The 23,572-nt window shown below is 51.9% G+C and carries 22 protein-coding genes; 8 read left to right on the top strand and 14 right to left on the bottom strand.

Features of this window, described 5'->3' with window-relative positions; genetic code table 11:
* Positions 1-9 precede the first annotated feature (9 nt).
* The 3 genes from GURA_RS07835 to GURA_RS07845 are packed head-to-tail and all read right to left on the bottom strand — an operon-like array spanning position 10 to position 5,589.
* A complete protein-coding gene (locus GURA_RS07835; RefSeq protein ID WP_157046154.1) occupies positions 10-1,170 on the bottom strand; it encodes a hypothetical protein in 1,161 nt (386 codons plus the stop codon).
* Between the two features lie 26 nt (positions 1,171-1,196).
* Complete coding sequence (locus tag GURA_RS07840) at positions 1,197-2,438, bottom strand: ISL3-like element ISGur7 family transposase (RefSeq protein WP_011937052.1); 1,242 nt, start codon at positions 2,436-2,438, stop codon at positions 1,197-1,199.
* Between the two features lie 40 nt (positions 2,439-2,478).
* A complete protein-coding gene (locus GURA_RS07845; RefSeq protein ID WP_011938449.1) occupies positions 2,479-5,589 on the bottom strand; it encodes an acyl-CoA dehydratase activase in 3,111 nt (1,036 codons plus the stop codon).
* A 241-nt stretch (positions 5,590-5,830) separates the two neighbouring features.
* On the opposite strand from GURA_RS07845, the gene GURA_RS07855 reads away from it, so the two are divergent.
* Positions 5,831-7,392, top strand: a protein-coding gene (locus tag GURA_RS07855; RefSeq protein WP_085949360.1) for an IS3-like element ISGur6 family transposase whose coding sequence is annotated in 2 segments (ribosomal slippage) — positions 5,831-6,293 and positions 6,293-7,392 — 1,563 coding nt in all. Because the reading frame shifts where the segments join, the coding sequence is not laid out codon by codon here.
* Here the strand turns inward: GURA_RS07855 and GURA_RS07860 are convergent.
* Positions 7,374-7,754 carry a hypothetical protein gene (locus tag GURA_RS07860; protein WP_041245348.1) on the bottom strand — a complete coding sequence of 127 codons (381 nt, stop codon included), beginning with the start codon at positions 7,752-7,754 and terminating at the stop codon, positions 7,374-7,376. The genes GURA_RS07855 and GURA_RS07860 overlap by 19 nt on opposite strands.
* A 129-nt stretch (positions 7,755-7,883) precedes the next feature.
* On the opposite strand from GURA_RS07860, the gene GURA_RS07865 reads away from it, so the two are divergent.
* Both GURA_RS07865 and GURA_RS07870 read left to right on the top strand, forming a co-directional pair.
* Positions 7,884-9,116, top strand: a complete 1,233-nt coding sequence (locus tag GURA_RS07865) for a sensor histidine kinase (RefSeq protein ID WP_041245349.1) — start codon at positions 7,884-7,886, stop codon at positions 9,114-9,116.
* A gap of 15 nt (positions 9,117-9,131) precedes the next feature.
* Positions 9,132-9,848 (top strand): response regulator transcription factor, encoded by a 717-nt coding sequence (locus tag GURA_RS07870; protein ID WP_049818901.1) that lies wholly within the window; start codon positions 9,132-9,134, stop codon positions 9,846-9,848.
* Between the two features lie 35 nt (positions 9,849-9,883).
* On the opposite strand, the gene GURA_RS07875 is transcribed toward GURA_RS07870, so the two are convergent.
* Positions 9,884-11,266 (bottom strand): IS4-like element ISGur1 family transposase, encoded by a 1,383-nt coding sequence (locus GURA_RS07875; RefSeq protein ID WP_011937768.1) that lies wholly within the window; start codon positions 11,264-11,266, stop codon positions 9,884-9,886.
* 127 nt (positions 11,267-11,393) lie between these two features.
* Here GURA_RS07875 and GURA_RS24910 point away from each other — a divergent pair, with 127 nt between their 5' ends.
* Positions 11,394-11,513, top strand: coding sequence for a LuxR C-terminal-related transcriptional regulator (locus GURA_RS24910; protein WP_268741747.1), 120 nt, complete (start codon positions 11,394-11,396; stop codon positions 11,511-11,513).
* On the opposite strand, the gene GURA_RS07880 is transcribed toward GURA_RS24910, so the two are convergent.
* From GURA_RS07880 to GURA_RS24620, 9 genes are all read right to left on the bottom strand, one after another.
* Entirely contained in the window at positions 11,487-11,873 is a 387-nt protein-coding gene (locus GURA_RS07880; RefSeq protein ID WP_041245350.1) for a PAS domain-containing protein, read from the bottom strand. The genes GURA_RS24910 and GURA_RS07880 overlap by 27 nt on opposite strands.
* Before the next feature lie 36 nt (positions 11,874-11,909).
* Complete coding sequence (locus GURA_RS07885) at positions 11,910-13,472, bottom strand: hybrid sensor histidine kinase/response regulator (protein ID WP_011938456.1); 1,563 nt, start codon at positions 13,470-13,472, stop codon at positions 11,910-11,912.
* 12 nt (positions 13,473-13,484) lie between these two features.
* Positions 13,485-13,859 (bottom strand): response regulator, encoded by a 375-nt coding sequence (locus GURA_RS07890; protein WP_011938457.1) that lies wholly within the window; start codon positions 13,857-13,859, stop codon positions 13,485-13,487.
* A complete protein-coding gene (locus tag GURA_RS22730; RefSeq protein ID WP_011938458.1) occupies positions 13,856-16,354 on the bottom strand; it encodes a PAS domain S-box protein in 2,499 nt (832 codons plus the stop codon). The genes GURA_RS07890 and GURA_RS22730 overlap by 4 nt, the downstream gene beginning before the upstream one ends.
* On the bottom strand, positions 16,351-16,482 hold the full coding sequence (locus GURA_RS25100) for a hypothetical protein (protein ID WP_268741742.1): 132 nt from the start codon (positions 16,480-16,482) through the stop codon (positions 16,351-16,353). The genes GURA_RS22730 and GURA_RS25100 overlap by 4 nt, the downstream gene beginning before the upstream one ends.
* A gap of 28 nt (positions 16,483-16,510) precedes the next feature.
* The gene (locus GURA_RS07900; RefSeq protein ID WP_011938459.1) at positions 16,511-18,181 is read right to left on the bottom strand and encodes a PAS domain S-box protein; all 1,671 of its coding nucleotides are present in this window, start codon (positions 18,179-18,181) and stop codon (positions 16,511-16,513) included.
* A gap of 3 nt (positions 18,182-18,184) precedes the next feature.
* Entirely contained in the window at positions 18,185-18,673 is a 489-nt protein-coding gene (locus GURA_RS07905; RefSeq protein ID WP_232278989.1) for a YfiR family protein, read from the bottom strand.
* Between the two features lie 167 nt (positions 18,674-18,840).
* A complete protein-coding gene (locus GURA_RS07910) occupies positions 18,841-21,036 on the bottom strand; it encodes a TonB-dependent receptor plug domain-containing protein (RefSeq protein WP_011938461.1) in 2,196 nt (731 codons plus the stop codon).
* A gap of 34 nt (positions 21,037-21,070) precedes the next feature.
* The gene (locus tag GURA_RS24620; protein WP_041245351.1) at positions 21,071-21,268 is read right to left on the bottom strand and encodes a hypothetical protein; all 198 of its coding nucleotides are present in this window, start codon (positions 21,266-21,268) and stop codon (positions 21,071-21,073) included.
* A gap of 212 nt (positions 21,269-21,480) precedes the next feature.
* On the opposite strand from GURA_RS24620, the gene GURA_RS07920 reads away from it, so the two are divergent.
* The 4 genes from GURA_RS07920 to GURA_RS07935 are packed head-to-tail and all read left to right on the top strand — an operon-like array spanning position 21,481 to position 23,472.
* Complete coding sequence (locus GURA_RS07920; RefSeq protein ID WP_011938462.1) at positions 21,481-21,954, top strand: pyridoxamine 5'-phosphate oxidase family protein; 474 nt, start codon at positions 21,481-21,483, stop codon at positions 21,952-21,954.
* Entirely contained in the window at positions 21,951-22,424 is a 474-nt protein-coding gene (locus GURA_RS07925; RefSeq protein WP_011938463.1) for a MarR family winged helix-turn-helix transcriptional regulator, read from the top strand. Before GURA_RS07920 ends, GURA_RS07925 begins: the two co-directional genes overlap by 4 nt.
* Before the next feature lie 38 nt (positions 22,425-22,462).
* Positions 22,463-23,161: a DUF2461 domain-containing protein gene (locus GURA_RS07930; RefSeq protein WP_011938464.1), complete on the top strand. Its 699-nt coding sequence runs from the start codon at positions 22,463-22,465 to the stop codon at positions 23,159-23,161.
* Positions 23,158-23,472: a hypothetical protein gene (locus GURA_RS07935; protein WP_041245352.1), complete on the top strand. Its 315-nt coding sequence runs from the start codon at positions 23,158-23,160 to the stop codon at positions 23,470-23,472. Before GURA_RS07930 ends, GURA_RS07935 begins: the two co-directional genes overlap by 4 nt.
* The last annotated feature ends 100 nt before the right edge of the window (positions 23,473-23,572 follow it).

The following is a 23,572-nucleotide window of genomic DNA, read 5'->3' on the forward strand; positions in this document are numbered from 1 at the left end:
AATTTCTCCTCAACAAGCTTTTGACATATTAATTCTACGATTCCTGAATGAGCGAGCCTGCTCCATAAAAGACTCAAGTCTTGTTTTGATATTTGTTTGCTGCAGACCATCATCAATGAAAGTCATCATGGGAATATCTCCATTGTCTCGACGGATCTTTGTATAACAAGCGGTAGATATCTTCCCCAAGACACAGTTGAAGCCATGCGCATTCACGAGCCCATCGACATTCCGCTCCTCCACAAAATCGACGCATTTCCCGATGAACATGGACGGGATAACGGGAGCAACATCCGGATTGACATATTTGGATGCATTTACCGTCAACCACTCGTTATCCTGGTCGGGAAACATTTCTGAATATTCTCCGGCGATTTGCTCGATGCGTTTTTTATAAAAATCGAGTGTGAAACTGCCACCGAACGTCATCGCCGCTTTTGGATAGTTCCCTTTTTCCCAGAGTGCTTTCACCAGCCTCACAGATCCGTAGCTAACGAAGTCGTGCCATGATGGCGGGAGGATTACCACCCCTCCCATACGTTCTATCCCCTTAAAAATTTCGTTCATGCCGTATTTGTGGACGCGTGTGAATGCGTCACCGACGATCCCAATTTTTACCAGATCCCGTTCTTCCAACTCCACGCATTTCAACAAATCCATTGCAGCTTTGAAGTATTTGATGATCCGGTTTTCGCGTATTCCTTTCGCCAACTTCTGTTCCGCTTCGTGGTACGCCGCATCAGCAGTGCCGCGGACTTTTTCATAGGGTCGAATCTGATAGCGGTATCTCGACAGATAATCATGGCAAATAAGGCCGATCCACAAATCGAGGGAGAGCTTCAGGCCAAAATTCTTTATCCAGTCAAGCGGATTATCCACCGTTGGGCCAAACAGCCAGATATCCCCTCCTACCGTCTCCTTCAGCACCTTTTCGTGCAGGTCTTTGAACAGGGCCAGACGACAGGCTTCGTTGTAACCGAAGGAAAAGAAAGCCGCCTTGTTAGGATCGAACCCTTCCATTTGTGTAGTGGCCAGGTAGTCACCGAGTACCACCTGGTAAGTCCGGCAATGTTTTTCGTTCGAGTGTTTGCGCCCGAGCATGTTTGAATGGGAGGATGTCTCACGCACAAGCTCACACTTCACGTTGTGGGCGCGAAGAATTTCGATCAAGGACGTAAATGCGGCTCTGCAACGAATCAAGTGGGTAGAGGGAATAGCGACTTTAGGTTGAGCTTGCCTGCAACCAGATAAGCCATGCAGATCAAGTTGTCAGGATTCCGATAGCCTCGTGCCCGAGTTTTGGCTGATTGAATTAGGCTGTTGATGCCCTCAATGAAGCCGCTAGTCAGGCCGCTTTCAAAATGTGCCAGAATGCCATCCCAATGCTCTTTTACAGATTCGGCCATGTTCTTGATGAGTTGGATTGAGCTTGCGGCGGCTTTCCGATGCCATTTGGTCAACAGGGTTTCTGCCTCCGTTCGGCTTGAAGCAAAATAGACGTTCTGAAGGTTCAGCTTGTGCATGTAAGCTTCCGTACTCCTTAAGCTTTGACTGGTGATAATGGCATCCAGGCGCTGTTCCTCTTCCGGTGTCAGGTTCTCTGGATTTTTGAGGAACAGGTTTCTGCTCTTTTTCAGGATTTCAGGAAATAACCTGGCTTCTTGAGCCCTTATCTTACTAAGCTTATCGTTCATAAGCTTGATGACGTGGAATTTATCGAAGGTGACCACGGCATGGGGCAACTGCTCTTTGACACCCTTTATGAATGCCTTGGACATGTCAATAGCAGCGTCTGTGATGCTATCAGGATCGCCGCCATGTGACTTAAGGTCCGCGACGAAGCTCTTGACTGTTTCGTTGTCCTTTCCCGTCGTGCCGAACAAGAGCTTATGCATGTCGAGGTCGAAGAAGAAGGTGACGAATTTCTCGTCATGACTGCGCCCGGCAAAGGTTTCATCCGCACCGACCCTCTTCACCTCGGAGAAGTCTTCTGCGGCCCTTGCCTTCTCGACATAGGATTGAATCAACCGCCATAGACGGGTATCGGTAACGGCAAACAGCCTGCTCATGACCTTCACCGGCAAATCACGAGCCATGGTCATGGCCAGGGCCTCAAACAGCAGCGTAAATCCTGAGCCTGCGCGAGCCCAGGGTACCTGGACCAACTTCACGCCGCAGTCGCTGTTAGGGCACTTTACCCGTGGAACACGCGCATGAAGGTAGGCTTCGTACTGGAAGAAATTCAGATGCCGCCACTCTTTCTCCGTGGTGTCATGGACTGGTGACAACGTTCCGCAGACCGGACAGGGAAAGGTGGCTCCCCGCTGGAAGTCGATGGTTATGTCCAAACGACTTGACTTCTTGTTGAAGTCAACAGAGGTAACCTTCCACGGGATGGCAATTCCAAGAGCAGCACCAAAAAGATCTTCAGGATTCATAGCGATTACTAACCTCCAGGCTGAGTGATGGTGGCCTATCTTACATCAACCCGGCCCAGGCTACCCACTCAATTCGTCGAGGAGCCGTAAATGCTTCGCTTACGGGGGGGACATACAAAGTACGGCCATCGTTGACAATGTCTTTGAGTGTTACGGATCTGCGCTTGAATTTCTCGTAATTCTCAGCGTAATTATGATTCTTCCTATCAGCAGTAGCACTTTCCCAGAACGCTTCACATCGGGTAAGCACACCGGTCACGGAATTATGCTCATCGAGCTCGATTTCAAGCCAGGGTTCGCTGCCGAAAATGTCAGCAAGGTATGGAACAAGCATGGAATCCGCCGCGCAACCGAACGTCGTCAGCAACACTGGCAGCAATTTATTGACATGTTTGGTATTGTACTCGTGGATGTATTCCGCAACGTTGATCGTTTTATTGTTAGTTTTCCAGACCAGATCAATCTTTTGCGAATGAGTAATCGTCATGTCTAACGGAAGTAAATCGGCAGGTATCGTGGGGATACCCAACTTTATGAGGTGTCTGGCAAGATTGAGGTTGAAAAACTTGTCATGTGTAATATACGGGTGCCCCATAACAACGAAAACTCTTTCAAAGGAGTCGAAATTTTTCAGCGCCTCCTTTCCTTTTTCCTTGCAGATGCGGACAAATTCCTGCTGGGCCGTCAACGCTTTCCTGCTTGCCTTGATACTTTCTTTGACCGGAATTCCCAACTGTTTACCGATTTCCACGAAAGCTTTTTCAATGTTGCGATCGTCTTTCAGCTTGAAGGTTGCGGTAATTAAGGCGATATCGAGAGAGGAAGATTTCACGAAATCGGGAATCTGCTGGATATATTGGCAGTTATGAGCAAAATTCGTATCATAGGATTCGTCATACATATTGAGGACATATGGCAGGAAAATTTTTGTAACACCTTTGCCACGAAGATTTTCAACAGCTCCGTACATCGATTTGATGGGAAAACATGTATCTGTCAATATGTAGGAAATTCCTTTTTCATAAATTTGCTTGTTATAATTATCGGACAGTTCAACTGAATATCCTATCTCCTTGAAAAAAGTCGCCCACAGAGGAAAAAGCTCATAAAACTGCAACATTCTTGGAATTCCAATAATTCGTTCATTTCCCTTTTGACCCTGATAGGAAAGTAGGAGCTTTTCCCGCCAGGTGAAATAGTCGGGTATAAAATGACGTGACTCCTCCTGCTGTTCAAATTTCCCGCAGTTGCTGCCGTAAACTGCTTCCTGATCATCATCGAACTTTACACTCACAAGTTTGCAAACATTTGCGCATTCGCTGCAGTTGATGATTTTTTCCTCGGCGATCCGGTTATCGATATTGAATCCATGGAAGCGGGAAGGCCCATTGTGTTTCTTCATCTCTTTCTGCGCAAGGAAAGCCATCCCGAGCGCGCCGGTAACCTCGTGATGCGGGGCAACGATGACGTCTTTGTTGAGAAGCTGGGTAAAGGCCCCTACAACGCTGGCATTGAAAGCGACCCCACCCTGAAAAACAATTCTCTCGCCAATGGGATGATTTCCGCAGACTTTTTCGAGATAATTCTTCGCGATCGAATAACTCAGACCAGCCAATATGTCTTCCTTCGGCACGTTGTTTTGCTGGTAATGGATACAATCCGTTTCCATGAAAACGGTACAACGAGTACCCATATCGACCGGGTTTTTCGAGGTCATTGCTAAACGGGAAAATTCCTCATTCAACGCCGTACCAAGTCTATTCGCCTGTTCCGCAAGAAAAGAGCCGGTCCCGGCGGCACAGGTTTTATTCATGATAAAATCAGCGATGCTGCCGTTCTTCACACGGATATATTTAGCGTCTTGTCCGCCGATTTCGAAAATCGTATCCACATCCGGAACAAGCATGACCGCTGCCGTAGTCTGTGCGGTTATCTCATTTTTGACGAGATCGGCGCCGACAATATTCGCGATGTATTTTCGACCGGAACCGGTAACCCCAACGCCTTTGACGGAAAAATCACCGGGCCCCAAAACGTTGAGGATTTCAGCGAAAGACTTTTTCAGGGCTTCGACAGGCTCCCCGTTAATGGCGGTATATACCGTATACTTAATTTCCTTCGCATCGTTAATGAGCACCACCTTGACACTTACTGATCCGACATCGATACCCACATAAAAATCGCGATTATTCTCAATTTTATTCAGCTGATATGATGGACGAAGCACCCTCGCAGTTGTCAGTGGCGGTAACCCAGACATTTTGTGATTGCTCAACTGGGCAATAGTTACTCTCTCCAACAGGAATGAATGGCTCCGTTTCTGCGTTCTGCCGGAACGGATGGCATAAAGCGCGGCTCCTATCGCTCCCATAGTGTCGAAATACTCAGGAATAATCATATCTTCGATATTTACTTTGAGTAATTTTGTGAATGCTTTTCTCATTCCGGCATTCCGCGCCACACCCCCCTGAAATATGATTGGTTTTTTTATCTGCCTTCCTTTTACGAGATTTTCGATAAACGTTCTGACGGCGGCTTCACAAAGTCCAGAACACAAATCTTCTTTTGCAACGCCGGTCTGTTGAAAATGAATCATGTCTGTTTTAGCAAAGACGCTGCACCTCCCTGCTATCTTGGCAGGATTTACAGAGTTATACGCAAGCTCTGACAGCTCCTCGACTGTAATCCCCATGCGAAATGCCTGTTGATCGAGAAAAGATCCGGTTCCTGCCGCGCATATATCATTCATCGAGCTGTCTATTATGGCGGTTTCCCCGCTACTAGCTTTTTCGAGAAGGATCAGTTTGGAATCCTGCCCGCCTATTTCTATAACGCTCTTCGCTTCAGGATGATAATAGGCAGCAGCAATTCCATGGCTTGTAATCTCATTTACCGACTCACAATCGATCAACTTCGCGATCGATTCTCGCGCGCTCCCGGTGGTTGTAATGCTCTCGAATTCGATGGAATCCATGTCTTCAAATAATGAAGAGATGGCCTCAGCAAAAGCTTTTAGCGGCTCACCATGAGTACGGCGATAATCCTTCCAGATAACATTGCCGGTTTCGTCAATAACAGCAAGTTTTACACTGACAGAACCGCAATCAATTCCGAGATAATGTTTTGCTTCTTTTTGTTTTGAATTCGACATTGTATCATCCTTCAAATATGGTCAATTCGCATTTCTATTGCTATGTCGTCTATATACGATATAAAGACTGATGTTTTGTTATATTTGTTTGTAGTGCTTGTGAATGTGTTTGTTAGAATGCTCTCAACGAAAAATTCATCATTTATTTTAAGATTGGCTTCGGATGCCCCCTGTGTCAGGATAGTTGTCGCCTCTCTTCCGAACTTTTGTGTTAACCTGCGGGGCAACAGAGAGAGGGACCATGGCCACCAAATATTCCGAAGAATTCAAGTCGAGCATTATTGCCAGGCTTCTGCCTCCGCATAATGTCAGCGTTCCTGACATGGTAAAAGAGACCGGGGTTCCTAAAGACACCCTGTACACTTGGAGGAATCAATACCGCAACAGGCAGGTTAATGCCGAGGCGAGCGGAAATCATCCGGCAGCCAGCCTAAACAACGAAGAGAAGTTGGCCATCGTCATCGAATCCGCCAGTCTCACTGAAGTTGAACTGGGTGAATATTGCCGACGCAAGGGACTCTACCCTGAGCAGATCGCCGGTTGGAAGAACGGCTTCGTACTCGGATCATCTGCCCCCCTCAACAAGGCCGAACGCGAGCAAATGAGGGAACAGACAGCGACCATTAAGCAGCTTGAGAAAGAGCTGAACCGCAAGGATAAAGCATTGGCCGAGACTGCAGCCCTGCTGATTCTTCAAAAAAAGTTCCAGGCGCTCTGGGAGGAGCCCGAGGCAGAAAAATCGACCTCCCGGCGCGCCAAGAACTGATTGCCCTGATAGACGAAGCCTGTGCCGGTGGTGCACGTCTGGGTAGGGCCTGCGAGGCTGTTCTTCTTTCGCCCCGCACCGTGCAACGTTGGCATCTTCCTGACGAAATACCCTCAGATGGGCGCAAGGCCGCGTCTCGCGATCGGGCACCGGCCAATAAGCTTTCTGAAACGGAGCGGGTCACAATCCTGGCGACTGCCAACCAGGAGAAATTCGCCAGCCTGCCGCCCAGCCAGATAGTTCCTAAATTGGCCGACGACGGGATCTTCCTCGCTTCTGAGTCAACCTTCTACCGAACCTTACGGGCAGAGAAGCAGCTGGCACACCGGGGCCGTACCAAGGCTGCAAGACACAAGCGCCCAGATGCCGTGCTGGCCACCGAGCCGAACCAACTCTGGAGCTGGGATATTACATACTTGAGCACTACCGTTAAGGGGCTGTACTTTTACCTCTACCTGATCATGGATGTCTTTAGCCGCAAGATCGTCGGTTGGGAAGTCTATGCGGAGGAATCCGCCGATCATGCCGCCATAACGTTGCGCAAGGCCTATCTGCGTGAAGGCGTCGCCGGTCGCACCCTGATACTTCACTCCGACAACGGCTCGCCCATGAAAGGCGCTACCATGTTGGGAACTATGCAGAAGCTTGGGGTAATGCCGTCCTTCAGTCGGCCCTCTGTCAGCAATGACAACCCATACTCAGAGTCACTGTTCAAAACCTTGAAGTATCACCCCGGCCTACCGGAGAAACCTTTCGATACGTTGGACGAGGCACGGCACTGGGTTGCCGGTTTCCAGCATTGGTACAACGAGGAACATCAGCACAGTGCCATAAAATTCGTAACGCCGGGTCAGCGCCACCGGGGCGATGACAAAGAGATACTCAACAAACGAGCGCTACTTTACGCGATGGCGAGGGCCGCAATGCCGGAACGATGGTCGGGTGCTTGCCGGAACTGGACTCGACCAGCAGAAGTTTCCTTGAACCCCCAAAAATCGGCTCAGAACGGTACGCCGTCTCAAGCCAGAGCAGCATAGAAGATGCGACAACTTCCTTGACAACGACCGGATGGCGTAATTTCTATTTTTGAAATTTCAGCATTTATTTTGTAGGAAGGTTTGAGGTCGTACATAAAGCTCATATATGCTTTATTCAATTGTGTGCTTATTACCAAGGCATGCATTATATCCAACATAGGCTTCCGTTCATTTTTGTCGTATAGTATCTTGGCCTTTCCTTCTATATTTTTTGTAAAAATATTTATTTTGATTTTGTATATATTGTAATCAAAGTCGTATAATTTCTTTGAAATGTCAGGGAAGTATATGCCATTGATCATGCCGTTTATGGTTTTGAATGTCAGGTCGCAGACGTTGCTTATACAGTTATAGCTCGGCATTTTTGTCGCACCTTTCAAGCAATATTATAATAAAAAGTTAATTGATTTTTTCTGCAATACATATAAACTGAATAAAAATAAAAAACACCTATACCAAAGTATAGGTGTTTTGCTAATTAGGTGGAATTAATGTTTGGTTGTTACAAGATGAACTTCTTTACTCTGAAATTTAAATCACCGGAAATTGAGTCGATATTTCTCGATTATTACTATAACCAGTCAATACGGCACATCAGGGTCGCCCTTTTCTTCGGATTATTCCTCTATGTCGCCTTCGGTTTTCTTGATCCTTATGTAATACCAGAGGCAACATCAGAATCATGGTTTATCAGATATGTTATTTTTACCCCTTATATTACACTTGTAATCATATCTTCATTCTTTAAGTATTTCAAAAATCTCATGCAATCATTCTTGTTCACAGTTATTTTGCTCGGAGGCATGGGAATAATAGTCATTACAATTCATTCTAATCCAAAAACTAATTATTTATACTATGCCGGTCTCATTATTGTAATAATGTTTTCATATACATTTCTAAAGCTGAGATTTATTTATGCATCCATTGCAACGTGGACTCTAGTCATTCTATACGAAATTATCTCTTTTGAAGTCGTAAAAATGCCTACAGCCTTCTTTATTAACAATACATTTTTCTTGATTTCTGCCAATTTGATCGGTATGTCCGCATGTTATCAAATGGAGGTTTCCTTTAGAAATAATTTCATTCAACAACTAACAATAAAAGAATTGGGAGAGAAAAGGCGGCAGGAAGAAAAAGAAATGATAATGAAAGACCTGCATGATGGTATAGGTGGAATCATGACCAACATCAGCCTGTTAACAGAAATATCTCAAAGAAAGCCTGATTTAGTCGGAGATAGATCCGATGTCTTAACTACAATAGCTGAGCTTTCCAGAGAAGCTATATCCGAACTACGAATGGTTATTAACAATCTTGACTCTAAAGACAGGGACTGGCATGATTTCGCGGCTGATTTGAAAAATTTCGGGGGTATTATTCTATCATCGCATGGCATCTCCTTTTCCATCCATACGTCAGTAACAGGCCCATCGGAAGCTCCCAATACTGTGATTTATCTCAATTTACTTAGAATCTACAAGGAGGCGCTGACGAATGTTATCAAACACTCTTTTGCGCATAATGTCATCATTGACTTTGACAAAAAAATTACGGACATAGTCTTGAAAATTCATGATGACGGAATGGGTATTCCTGCAGAAGGGCCAAAAGGAAGAGGCATTTTGAATATGCGGAAAAGAGCACAGGAAATCGGAGCTCAGATTGACATCAACGGAGCGAAGGGGACGACAATTATCGTAGCAGTACCACTCACTTAATCATGGATGGTTCATATGAAAATAGCAATAATAGAAGATGATCCACTTCTCAGCAAAAACCTCAAGCTTCTCTTAGAGAATGAACCAGGCTTCACCGTCCTCGCGACTTTTCCATCAGCCGATGGAATACTTCCTAAGGTCAAAAGACTCATACCGGAGATCATGTTGGTTGACCTCGGCCTGCCAGGAATTTCCGGGATAGAGTTCATTACTCAGGCAAAAAAAGAAATGCCTCAAATAGATATAATTGCCCATACGATTTTTGATGATAAAGAAACAGTTTTCACGGCCATAAAAGCTGGGGCTACTGGATATATTTTGAAAGGATGCAGACCTCAAGAACTCATCGATGCATTCAATGAAGTGTACCATGGGGGATCTCCAATAACCCCGAAGATTGCACGTAAAGTAATACTTGAATTCCAAAATTTTGAAATGAATGAAAAGAAGAATCTGAGCATCGTGGAAGAAGACATTCTCAAAGATATTTGTCATGGAATGACTTCAACTGAAATTGCAGACAAACTGTCAGTTCATTCATCAGAAGTTAAAAATCAAATTAAACAGATTTACAAGAAAGTACAAGCTCAAACAACAACCGACAAGGCAACTAAGTCTATAAACGACTTGATAATATTAAGTTCAAGAGAAAAAGAAATTTTAAACTGGATAAAGCATGGCAAAAGTACTTGGGATATTTCTCAAATATTACAAACTCAACTTTCGCACTAGCGAGATTGGCCGTAACTAGTTGACAGATATATGGTTTAGCTGCATACCGGGGCCAAAAGTAGCATTCGCTCCCTGAAAGCTCTTGGTAGTGTTTCTATAAAGCGTTGTATCAGTTGTTGCACCTGCTCTTTGCACAATCCAATAATGCTGTTGAGTGATTCTTCCAGAAATGTGAGCAACAGTGCCATTGCTTCTGTGAAGCCAATTCGTCTTATTTCATCGCATAGAGCGTGAAACAGGCTGCCAAGAGTTCGAGGATCAGCATTTTCCCGTTTCACCAGCTCAAGCAGAATGTAGCGGCAGCAGACCAGTGTGGCGTGGGCGACCAGAGCATCGAAGGAACGACTCTGGAACTCCTTTGCCAGATTCAGAAACGACTTGGCCATTTTGAAGAACACCTCGATGTCCCAGCGACGGCCGTAGAGCGTGATGATCTCCTCGGCGGTCAAGGTCGTATCGGTGGAAAGGAGCGCCAGCCATTTCTTCGAACTGCGGTCGCGGACGAACACGATCTTTGCTGCCACCGGTTTACCGTGAATGTCTTGACCTATGGTCACCAGCACCTCTGCCAACACTTTGGCTCGACCGGGTCGCTTGCGGACCTCTTTGAATAGTTCTTTCAGGGTGAACGGCCACCCCTGCACCTCGTAGGTGACCTTACCCGTATCCTTGAGCATGCAGATGGTATGCATCCCCAGGGCGCGGATCCGCCTGATGGTGGCGGGGAAAGCAAACCAGCTGTCAAAGAGCAGGTGCCGGGCAGTGGTTCCTGCCTTCATTGCCAAGGCAACCATGTCCACCAGTACGTCGGTGGATTTCCTCATGCTCTCCCGGCGGCGCTGATATCCGTTGGTGCGCTTATCGATGCCCTCACGCATTGGGGCAAGGCGGTTCTTATCCTTGGCAGAGCTGAGCATCGACAGCATCATGGGTACAAAGCTGTTCCCATCGGACCACCCCAGGGTGAGCATCCTGAAGCCACGCACGTAACGACCGGTGTTGTGGTCATGCACCCGTGCCAGCAGTTCGACCCGCTTGCTGCGGTCGCGACGATACAGAGTGTCGTCAGCGATCAGCACCTTGGTGGTCGTCTCATCGGTCAGCGGGAGAAGCCTTTGGACAATGACCCGCGTGCTGAGCAGCAACAGAAAACGGCGCCAGTTGGCATTGACCGAGTTCAACAGCCGATACGCAGTGTCTTTACCGATACCATCCGGTGAATCTGGACTCTCCAGGAGACGGAACAGATTTTTTCCGGTAAAGGCAAGGGAAAGCAAAAGCTGGAACAAGGTGTCGAGGCTAACGCCCTTTTCCTTCCTGACATTGCTTTGCCGAAGTAACTGGCCGAGGTTCTGATTGTGAAAGAACGAATGAATCCGGTTTTCTACGGATGCAAATCCTGCTACAATCTGCTGCATAGCGTCGTCTCTCTGTGCTAGTGGATTTGTTGGGGAACAAAGCCATTTTAACCCAGATTGCGACGCTATACTATTAATAATTACAATATGTTACATATATTTACCAGCTGCGAAAGTTGAGTTACAAATAAGCGAAACTACTGTCAAGTTCCATGTCAGTTCAATCATGAAAAAGCTTAATGCTGTAAGTCGAACCCATGCCGTTTCAATTGCGATTTCTTTAGGGATTATTGATCTCCTTGAATGACTGGCCGTCGATAATCGCCATGAGCATATTGTTGAAGTCGTGGGCGATCCTTCCTGCCAGGAGGCCGATGGCCTCCATTTTCTGTGCCTGGAGCAGGTGTTCTTCGAGCTTCTTGCGCGCCGTGATATCTTCCGAGATACCCAACAGATACTGAGGGGTTCCTGTGTCGTCAAGAATGGGAATCTTCTTGGTATGGAGTATTTGCGTACCTTTGTTTCCGGTTTGGACGGTTTCTTCAGGGATGTCGAGAAGGGCGCCGTTATTGATGACCTCCCCGGTCTTTTGCAGTGAAAAAATCGGCTTCGTTGGGGGGAAGTCATAGGAGTTTTTCCCCGTGAGATCTTCTCGGCTATTCCCCAACAATTCTCGATAAAAGCTTTACTTCAGGCCGGCTCTTTAGGTGTGGACCGGAAGGGATACGTAAAAGGCGCTCCCCTTGCCGATGCTGCTTTCTGCCCAGACCCTGCCGCCGTGGCCAATGGCGATTTCCTTTACAAGCGCAAGCCCGAGTCCGATTCCGCCGAACATCCGCCGGTCGGTGTTGTCTACGCGGTAAAACAGCTCGAAAATATGTTCCAGCTCTTCAGCGGGAATCCCGACCCCCTGGTCCCTCACCAGGATCGTTATGTTGCCCGCTTCCATAGACGCTCCCAGGCATACCTCACCACCGTTCGGCGAAAACTTGACGGCATTCGAAACGAGCATTTCGAGCATGCGGCGTAACAGCTTTTCGTCACCCAGGACGGGGGCGAGGTCGACTGGGCAGTCGACGATAATCCGGTGATTCCGCGAAGCGGCACCGAAGAGATCGGCGGTTTCTTCCATGAGGGGACGGATATTGACCGGACGGAAGCCGGCGGTACTCCGGCTGGCTTTCTGCCTCTGGATGTCGAGATAATTGCCGATCAGCTCGTTTAACTTGTCCGCTTCCCGTTGAATGACCTTGAGATACTCCTTCAACTGCGGCATGGACAGTTCATTGGTCAGCATGAGTTCCGTATAGCCCATCAGGGCCGTCAGGGGGGTCCGCATTTCATGGCTAACCGCCGAGAGCATCCCTTCCTTGATCTGCTCAATCTCCTTCCGCTCGGTGATGTCGAAGGCGATCTGCAATCTGACCAGGCGGCTGTCGGTCCACGGAATGGCCCGGTCGATCCCCTGGTACCACCTGCCGTTTACTGCACTGCGGAATTCCCAGACGTAAGGCTGCTGCGGTATGCCGTCCCGCACGAGCATGTCGTTGGGGCACTTGCCGCAGTGTTCACCCGGATGCGACTGGAAGACCTCGTAGCACTTTTTCCTCTGCCAGTCGTCGCCAAACAGCATGCCGCCGTACCGGTTCATGAAGAGGATTTCGCCGTTCTCCATGTCGGCCACGTAGACCAGGGCATTGAGAGCGTCGAAGATCGTGCTGAACTGGGTGAACTGGCTCCGCAGCACCTCCTCCGCCTTCTTGCGCCTGGCCAGGGACTCTTCGAGTTCCCTCACCTTCTCTTCGAGCTTTGCCGCCACAACGCCGCTGTATTTCCTGAGATATTCCTTCTCTTCTTCCAGAAGAGCCGGCGGCAGGGGCCTTTTCTTCCCTGTTTCAAGACCTCTCAGAATGGCGTTCAGTTCCTGCCAGAACTCTTCGGGCTCCTTCGGTTTGACGATGAAGGCCTCCGCGCCGAGCGAAAAGGCGAGTTCTTTTTCCTTCGAGCCGGTATAGACGGCGGAATAGAACACGAAGGGGATGGCCCTGAGTTCCTCGTCCGTCTTGATCATCCACAGGAACTGGAAACCGTCCAGCCGCGGCATCAGGGCATCGGAGATGATCAGGTCGGGCCTGTGCGCCCTGGCCAGGTCGAACCCTTCCCGGCCGTCGCTGGCCTCGATCACCGTATCGCAGCCGTGTTGCGCCAAGCTGTAGCGCAGAAGCCTCCGGTCATCGGCGTTGTCGTCGACAATGAGCACTTTCATCGCTGCCTCACATTATTCGCATTTTACGCCGATTGCTTTATGGATCCTCTCCACGATAGTGAGCGGGTCGATCGGCTTTTCGAAATAGGCGGTGCACCCTGCCTGCAAAACCCTGTCCCGGTCCCCGAACATGGCGTACGAGGTGATGGCAATGATCGGAACGCTTCCGTCGGCCTCCGAGGCCCTGATGCGCCGGGTCGCTTCCAGCCCGTCGATGCCGGGGAGATTGATGTCCATGATGATAAAGAACGGCCGCTCCCTGATCGCCAGCTCGACCCCCTCCTCGCCGGTCTCGGCGGGAATCACCTCGTAGCCGACCTTCTGGAGCGCATAGGTGATGAGCCGCATGTTGTCCTTGTTGTCCTCTACGACGAGCACCTTTTTCATGGTAACCTCACCGGTATTCTGAGAGTAAATCGGCTCCCTTTGCCGTACTCGCTTGTCAACAGTATATCACCTTTTAATACCTCGGCAGCGAGCTTCCGGGTAAGGTAGAGCCCGAGCCCTGTTCCGGGGACGGTTGCCTGTAAAGGCGAGGCAAGACGGACAAAGGGCTGGAACATTTTCGGCAGGTCTTCTTCCCTGATGCCGATGCCGGTATCGGTCACGGAGATCTCCGCGACACCCGCTTCCGGAGCTTCGCCGGGGCACGGCATGATCCGTGTCTCCACGGTCAAGCCCCCATGTTCCGTGAACTTTAGCGCGTTGGAGAGAAGGTTCAGCACGCACTGCAAAAGCCGCCGCCGGTCCATGTGCATCTGCTGATGGGTCGCTGCGACCTGCAGATCGAGCCCCTTTTCTTCCATGTCCTTTCTAACCAGGCCGACAGCTTCGGAGATCAGGTCATAGAAGTCGAACTCCTCGGCGACGGATTCGATTTTCCCCGCCTCGATCTTGGAGACGTCGATCACGTCGTTGATGAGGTTGAGAAGGTGCTTGCCGCAACGCAGGATGATGGCGAGGTTCTCCTTCTGCTCGGCATTGACCGGGCCGATCCATTCGTTAAGAATGACGCTTGAAAAGCCGATGATGGAGTTGAGCGGGGTCCGCAGCTCATGGCTCATGGAGGCGATGAACATCGATTTGAGACGGTCGAATTCCTTCAGCTTTGTGTTGGCCCCTTCCAGCTCGTCGGTTTTCTCATTCAGGTCTTCCACGATGTTCATCAGTGCCTGCTGGCTTTCCGAGAGTTCCGTGCTCCTCCTGTTCAGGTCGGCGGTACGTTCGATGACCCGCTGTTCCAATTCTTCATTGAGTTTGCGAAGTTCAATCTCGGCTTTTTTAAGCTCGGTAATGTCGCGGGCTATTGTCGAAGCGCCGATAATCTTGCCGCCGGAATTGCAAATCGGGGAAATGGTTACCGAGACTTCAACGCGGCTGCCGTCTTTGCGCAACCGCACGGTTTCATGGCGTTCAATCGGTTTCCCCTGCCTGACATGATCGAGAATGTACGCCATCTCTTCGGGATGATCATCGGGAATCAGGATCGAAACCGGACACACCTTGACTTCTTCCGCCGGGTAGCCGTATAAGCGTTCAGCCCCTCTGTTCCAGCTCACGATGGTTCCTTCCGGCGATATGCCGATGATGGCGTCATCGGAGAACTCTACGATGGCTGCCAGGAGGGATAGCGCCTCCTCGATCCGCTTGCGCTCGACGACCTCCCAGGCTAGATCGGCCAGAAGAGATACCGTCTCCACGTCATGGGTGGTATAGTCCCGCGGTTTGTTTCCCACGCCGAGAATCGCCACGATGCTTTCTCCGCGAAAGACCGGTACGACCAGTTCCCGGACAACCGGAGAGTGCCCAGCGGGCAACCCCTTACGGTGGGGAAGCGAGGAGTAATCATTGTGGATGACCGGCCGGCGTTCGTGGATGCAGTCGACCCAGACTCCTGCTTCCGAAACATTGTAGTGACGTCCTTTCCCTTCCGCCAGGCAATACTCCTTCTTTGTCCTGGTCGACCAGTTTTGGAGCGATAGGGTTTTCTGGTCGGCTTCGAGGAAATGGTAGAAACCGATGAGGCTGCCGGTCAGCACCTCCACCTCGTTCAGGGTGGTCTCGAGCAGTTCGTCCAAAGTGTGCGTTGCTGCGAACTGGAGCAGGCGCAGGCGTGCCATGTTGATGCTTTCGGTTCGCTTCTGTACGGTAATGTCGCGACCTATTGTTGATGCGCCGGTGATTTTGCCTTCCCTCTCCCTGATGGGCGAAATGGCAAGGGACATTTCAATGAGTTGTCCATCTTTTCTCCGGCGCACCGTTTCATAATGCTCGATGTGTTCACTCCGCCGTATCTTGTCAAGAATTTGCGGCACCTCATCCGCATGGTCGGCCGGGACCAGCGTTGAAATCGGCTTGCCGACGATTTCGTCCGCGGTGTAGCCATAGATTCTTTCCGCGCCCTTGTTCCAGCTTGTGATGATTCCATCCGGGGTCTTGCCGATGATGGCGTCATCGGAAAATTCCACGATGGCCGCGAGCTGGACAATCTCCCGCTCTGCCCGCTTGCGCTCGGTGATATCATAGACAGTCGAGCGGCTCATAACATAATTGCCATCGGGGTCTGTTACGGCGCTGGCGCTCAGCAGCACCGGCAGAATCGAGCCATCCTTGCGGACCATCTCGAACTCGAGGTCGTGTACCCATCCCCGCACCTTGAACTGAGGAAAATTGTCCTGAAAGGTCTTCAAACTCCTGTCGGTGATGAGGTCGTGAAACTTTATTTTCCCGATCACTTCTTCCCTGGAGTATCCCAGCCACCGGAGTTCGGTATCGTTGATGCGGGTGAAAACGCCGTCTTTATCCAGGGAGTGATAGCCGCACGGTGCGTTATTGTAAAGATCGGCGAGTTCCTCGATGGTCGTGCGCAGCGCCCTCTTCACTTTCCTCCTCCCTTCAGGACCGGCGGCTCGTTCAGAAGGAGCATGTTGTTCTTCCTGAACGCGCGCCTCGTGAGTTCCTCGTCATCGGGATTGTCTTCGATCAGCAGTATCCATTTCTTTTCGGTCATCTTTCTTCTCCTTTCGCTGCGTCGGCCACTATGGCGTTCTCTCTCCGAGCTTTTTCTCCAGCTCCCCGATCCTTTCCTTCAGCTCCACCATCCGCAGCTCCCGGCCGACGAAGATCCGGTTCATCCGCTCCAGTTCAGCGTTCTTGGCCGCAAGCTCGGCGGTCCGCTCCTGCACCCGCTGTTCGAGTTCGTCCTTGAGCCTGCGAAGCTCTTCCTCTGCCAGCTTCTTTTCGGAGATGTCGGTGAACATCGCAAAGGAGCCCTGGAAATGATGCTCATCATCAAAGATAGGGGTAGCAGAAGTAAGAGTCCATACCGTCTCTCCGTTTTTACGGCGGAATCGGCGTTCGTAATTCTCCGAGAGGCCCTGGCGATGATTCTCCATTTTTCTCAGATGATCGGGCGCATCCTCCTCGAACATGAAGTCGGTCAACGGCCGGCCGATCATCTCCTCGCCGGAATAGCCGAGCATTTCGGCCATCCTGGCATTGGCGAAGGTGGTCATGGTGTCCGGCCCGAGCACCCAGATCCCCTCGATGGCCGTGTCTACGATGCGGCGGTACTTTGCCTCGCTTTCCCGTCGTTCCTCCTCCGCCCGTTTGCGCTCGGTGAGATCATAGGTCAGCCCGACGAATCCCCTGATCCGGTCGCTCTCACCTCGCAGCGCGGTCACGGACAGATGCACCGGCACGCACGCCCCGTCCTTGCGAATGAAGGTCCACTCGTTTTCCTCGGGCAGGTTACGCCGGGGGCGGGCCGCAAACACATCGAATCCCGGCGAGATCGTTTCGCCCAGTTCTTCGGACAACTGAAGGGCGCGCCGCGCCATCTCTTCCGGATCGTGCCAGCACGCCGGTGTCTGTTTGTCGACCACTTCGTCGGCCGTGTAACCCAGCAACCGCTCTGCGGCAGGATTGAAGCTGCTGACAACCCCATCGGGAGCCGTAGAGATTATGCCGTGGGCTGCGCTGTCCAAAAGCGTCCGCTGGAAGAGGGTGAGTCGGCGCAAATCATTGTCCTGCTCCTGGATCGCCCCCATCATGGCGTTGAAGCTCTGGCCAAGCCGGGCCACCTCGTCGGCGCCGGAGGCCGGTACGCGCTGGTGGTAGTCGCCTCGGATGCGAACCTGCTCGACGGTCTCGGCCAGCGTGGAGATGGGGCGGACGATGGTTCGTTGCAGAGCTGCCAGCAGGCCCAGGGTGATGGACACCAGCAAGACGACTACCCCTGCGGCAAACACCAGCAAGACGTTTCGAGTTTGCCGGTTGAGCTCGTCCAGGCTCATGGCGAGGTACAAATGCGCGCCGTCTTGCAGGCTCTGCACCAACTCCGCGGTGTTATGATTCAGGTAAACGCCATCGGGTTTGAGCGGATGGTGCCTGAATGTTGCGTTGGACCTGCTGCTGTAGCGGGCCAGCAACCGTCCGTCCCCCAAAACTATTTCCGCCTCCGAAATTTGCGGATTGGCCCGTAACGTATTGAGAATTTCCCGTGCCCGTCCGGGGTCCTCGAAAGCCACCGCCGCTTCCGCCCCGACGGAAACCAGTTGCGCATAGGGCTCCATGATCTGCCGGGCTCGACGTTCCAGCGTTAGGCTCGCAAAGAACGCCAACGCCGCGCTCGCCACGGCGAAGGCCAGCAGCGCCGCGCCCCACAGCGCGAAAGCCAGTTTGTTGCGAATGCTAAGTCGCCGAAACATGGATCACCTCCGCTTGTGCACCGCCCCGTTCTCCAATACCTCATGGGAGACTTCCAGCATCTTGGTCTGAATCTTCAACGAAACGGAGCGGGCCTGATCGAGGTTAATGCTCATTTCCACCCGGTCTCCGACCTGGAACCGGATGATTCCGCCCTCCTGCAAAAACTCGGGGGCATCGCCCACCGTCAGGACCGGCCGGTTCTTTAACTGGGTAAGGGCGGTGCGGCGTTTGGCACTGTCTTTGTACGCAACAAAAACGATCTGGCATGATGGCAATTTATCCAGCGTGTCTGCGCGGAAGATTTCAAACGGGCGCCCCTGTTCCGTGCGGCTCTTGAATGTCTTCTCCAGAACCTCGCCAAAGGGGTCGCTGCCCAGGATGCCGATGCTCCAGGGAGAACGGTCGTCGGCGAAAGCATTTGTCGGCCACGTCACGTAGTGGGCAAAATTGCGCAGGAAGGCGGCTTTCACCTTGATCGGATCGCGCGTCACCAACTCCTGGCCCGCAGCAGATCCTGGCAGGTGCAAAAAGAACAAGAGACCAATCAAACCGGCCCATCGGCCGGCCCATGGCAGGAGTCGCGCGCGCGTCCGGACTCTTCCGCACGGCGGGACGCTGTTGACTGCTCCACGAACTATTTGAGCAAGATCTATCATAGTTAAAATGTGAGTTTGGCCGAAAGTGCCACCGAAGCCGCTTCCGATGAGTAATCCGAGCCGCGGAAGAAATAAATCCGTTTGTTAAGGGTTTGGTCGGCCCAGCCCAGAATGTTGAAGGCATCGGCGCGCACCGTCAGGTGTTTCGTCGGACGATATTCCAGCCCGGCATTCCAGAAAACACTCGGGCCGTAGGCGGCATCGTAACCCGGGTCGGCCAGCGCAAAACTCCGGGGCTGGCTTTGCGCGCCGTTCCAGTCAGCCAGAGCCTTGGCGCCCGGAAACCCCCAATACGCGCGCAGCGAAGTACTGGCGGCCCATTTTCCGTTCAACTCCTGGATCAACGCGAGCTTGGTGATGTTGTTGGCCCAGTTGGCCAGGTCGTGCCCGAAGCCATACGGTTCGGCGGTGATGCCCTGGATGGTGGCGGCGGACGCCAGACTGGAATCGAACAGCTTGGTGTATCCGTGCGAAAAGGTCAGCCTCGTTTTTTCCGAGCGAAAAGTTATCTCCGGCTCCACACCCCAGATCCTGAAAGTGCCCACTGCTACGGAGCGATTGGCCGCCGCGTCAAAACCAATGGCGTCGTTCTGCTCAATGAAGACGCTGCACCCGAAATTCCAATGCGCGTCGTGCTGCCGTTCGTAGCGAAACTCGAGGCTGTCCAGGGTTTCAGTGTCTCCCTGTGTGCCGGATCGCACATGCTCTTCCCGTAACTCGCCTTCACCGCTGCGGCGCATCGCACGCGCGCCGATCAGCTTGAGCGTGTCTTTGGAACCGGGCGTGAAGACCAGCGCCAGCCGCGGCGAAAACAGCCAGTCGGTGTACGTGTGCTTGTCTACCCGGGCGCTCGCAAACGTGGTCCACTTCTCGCCCAAATGCCACTGGTGCTCCACCAGAAAGGAAATAGTATCGGTTTCCCATGCATCTTCGACCGGCGGAATGCCGGGGCCCGGCCCGAAGCCGAGGCGCGGCCCGTCAAACCACATGTGGGAGTATTCCAGGCCGAAGGCCAGTGACTGCTTTTCGTTCGGCGTCCAAGTTCCCAGCATACGGCCATACGCTTCGTGTTCCTGGCGATTCTGGGGGTCCGCAAATTGATCATAAACCCAGAGACGATACTGATACCAATCGTAGCTCACGAACGTCTCCAGGTTGAAGACCTTACTCAGATCTTGTTTGTATTTGGTGGCGGCTGTGAACTGCCGGTCCAGGTTCGCGCGGCCTTTTTGGGCTATTGAAATATCCACCGTCTGCAACGATGTGCGCATCGGACGCACCACGCCGCCGCCCTGGGTGAAGCGCGCCCAGATTTCCACCGGACCGTTCACGTAGCTTGCGTGATACTTCATTTTCAAAATATCGCCCGCATCGTGCAGGTTCGGCTCGGGAAACGTCACCGGCTGGCCGGAAACAACGGCCGGCCCTGATCCGGGAGTGGCGAACGACTTCCCGAACACATAAGGCGAATCATGCTGGTTCGACCCGCTTTGGTCCGCCACGCCGACATAGAGAAACAGTCCCGACTCCTCGTTGAACTTTTGACCGAAACGAAATTCACCGGCGGTAAATTGATCCCGGAAACCCTGGCGGACTTGTGCGTCGGTCCCTTCAAAAGTCAGACCGTTGTAGGTTTCGAGATTCATAACTCCCGCCAGCGCGCCGGCGCCGTAGGTCGCGGATGCAGGACCATGGACCAATGTCACGGAACGAAAGTCACCCAGCAAAGGCAGATCCCGCTCGCTCTCGGCCCCTACGAAAAAGCGATTGTTCATGACTTTGCCGTTTACCCGGAGCAGGTATTTGTCGTCCCGGTCGCTGATGATCCCCCGAATGCCGAAGTGATCCAGATGCGTGTTGTGCAGGATGAGCTGGGTGTTCGGCGCGTAAATCTCCAGCGACTCGTTGAGATTCCGCGCGCCGCTTTGCGCGATGGTGGCTTCGTCCAGAACGGTCGTCTTCGCCGGAACCAACCGAACCTGTGTGGGCGTCAGGGTGGCCGAAACAATCCGCACGCGGCTCAATTGCTCAATGTCCAAACCGCCAAACTCCTCCGGCTCGCTGTTCGTGCGCTGAATCAGGTTGTGGCCGGCGGGATCGTCCGCCATTGCGACGGGCAGGGGCTCTGCCGGCACACTGAGCGCCAAAGCGATCGTGAGAGCCGCGCGCGCGATTAAATCATGCAAGGAATCTTTCATCTGGAGCCTCCTGAAGTTGGGGGCTGAGAACATCTCACAGGCATTGACTGAAGAAAGCCCGGCTTCTGCGGCAGAAAATCCCCTTGAAATCCTCCGGCTCACCAGCTTTGGCGATCACGCTGGAGCCAACCTTCATGCCTTGCAGGGTCTGCCTCGGGTTGGACAGCAGGAATTGCGGCGTGCGTGCCCGGATTTTGGCTTCGAAACTGCCGTAGCCGCGCGAAGCCTCCAACTCCGGCTTTGCGCCGGTGACATGCTTGTTTAGGTAATCAATGAACGGTTGATAGAGGCGCTTCCGGCGGATTCCCAGCGGGAAACCGGTAACCCAAGGTTAAGGATATCTTAATGGGGGAGGTTTTCAAGAAATCCGGCTATGGCCCTTGACATAAGTTCTATATGGTACTATTTTATGTAAAATTAATATTTGGGGAGGGTCGAACTAAGATGAAAGATCCAGATGCAATGCAGTCAGGACTTCAACTGTTGGAGAGCGCGGAAGCAGCGTATCTTACTACCATTGACGGCGACGGTTTTCCCCAGACGCGGGCCATGTTGAATTTGAGGAATTCGGATCAGTTTCCCGCCTTGAGCAGGCTGTTCTCTGCGCTTGATGACAAGTTCGTCGTCTATTTCACCACCAATGCATCTTCAGCCAAAATCGAGCAGATCAGGAGAAATCCCAAGGTGTCGGTATACTATTCCATACCGGCGGAATGGCGCGGATTGATGCTTGGCGGTGCTATGGAAATCGTCACCGACTCCTGCCTGAAAAAGGCGATCTGGCAGAAGGGGTGGGAAATGTACTACCCCGGCGGGAACGATGATCCCGATTACGCGATACTTCGATTATCGCCGATGGTTGCCAAGTATTATCATCAGCTTGTTTCCTCTGTCTTCGATCTGGGGCAAAAATCATGAAAAACAGACGGCAAGGCGGCTTTCTGATTGCCAAGATACATCAGCTGGCCGGACGGATTTTTTCCCGTAAGCTGAAGAAATACGAGATCGCTGATATTAATCCTGCCCAGGGGAGAATCCTCTTTGTCCTTTGGGAGAACGACGGTATATCCATCCAGGAGCTGGCGGTAAAGACTTCGCTGGGGAAATCGACCTTGACGAGCATGCTGGACAGGCTTGAAGAAACCGGCCATCTAACCCGTGTCCCGTCCAGTGATGACCGACGAAAGATACTGATCAAGCTCACGGAAAAGGATCGGGCTCTCCGGAACCAGTATGCACGGGTGTCCGAAGATATGACGGAACTGTTTTACAGCGGCTTTTCCGCCGCAGAAATAGACATGTTTGAGGGATTCTTGCAGCGGATCCTTGGCAATCTGCAAGGCTTTGAAACAAAGGAGCAGGCTTGCCGGCTCGATTCTGATAAATGATGGAATAATCCATTTCAACACGCATGAAGGGGCATTTCATGGCAGCTGGAAACGAAGATCGATTCACGGGGTTTTCGCAGAACGCGTCGGCCTTTCTGAGGAATCTCGCGGCGAATAACAACAAGGCATGGTTCGAGGCGCATCGGCAAGAGTACGAGGAACACCTGCTGGAACCGCTCAAGACGCTGGTCTCCGATCTGTCCGGCTTCATGCTCTCCATCGACCCGGATTTCATGACCATCCCGGCGGTGGACAGGACCATCTCCAGGATCTACCGCGACACGAGGTTTTCCAAGGACAAATCCCCCTATAAAACCACCGTCTGGATAACCTTTAAAAGACCGGTCAGGAACTGGCAGGATTCACCCTGCTATTTCCTGGAACTCGGCACCGATTCCTACCGTTTCGGCATGGGCTTTTACAGTGCCGCGAAGGATACCATGGATCGGCTGCGGGAGATTGTCGACAAGCGGCCGGCGGAGTTCCTGAAGGTGGTTTCCTTCTTTGCAAAGCAGGATGTCTTCGTGCTGGAGGGGGAAAAGTACAAAAAGATTTTGAAGGGCACTCTCCCGGCAGATCTTCAGGAGTGGTATCAAAGAAAGAACCTCTATCTGGTCTGCAACAGAGAGATTGATGAAACCCTTTACGGCAGGAGGCTGGTCGATGACCTGATCTCCGGTTTCGGCATTGTCGCCCCATTGTACCACTACCTTTGGAAGCTGAAGGCGGGTAAATGATGGAGTTCCACGCCCGGCTGCGTGACCTGGCCGGCGATGTGGATCTGAACGGCCACCCGACCGACCGCCTCCCCAATACCCTCAACGTCAGCTTCCGCGGCGTGGTCGGGGCAGACCTCCTGGCACGGACCCCCGAGATCGCCGCCTCCACAGGTTCTGCCTGCCACGACGGCAGCGGCGAACTCTCGGGTGTGCTCAAGTCCATGGGGGTCTCCCGCGAACAGGGCTTCGGAGCGGTCCGTTTCAGCCTTGGCCGCCTCACTGCCACCACCGAGATCGACAGGGCTCTGCGGGGGATGCGGAACGATTGAAGGAGGAACTTGCCAGGCGGGACGTGCCGGTCGTCGCCGAGATCGGGGAGATTGTCGTCGACCCGGACAGCCGTATCAAGATTGAGCCATAAGGCTGCGC

Origin of the sequence: Geotalea uraniireducens Rf4, assembly GCF_000016745.1 — a bacterium.
GTDB lineage: Bacteria > Desulfobacterota > Desulfuromonadia > Geobacterales > Geobacteraceae > Geotalea > Geotalea uraniireducens.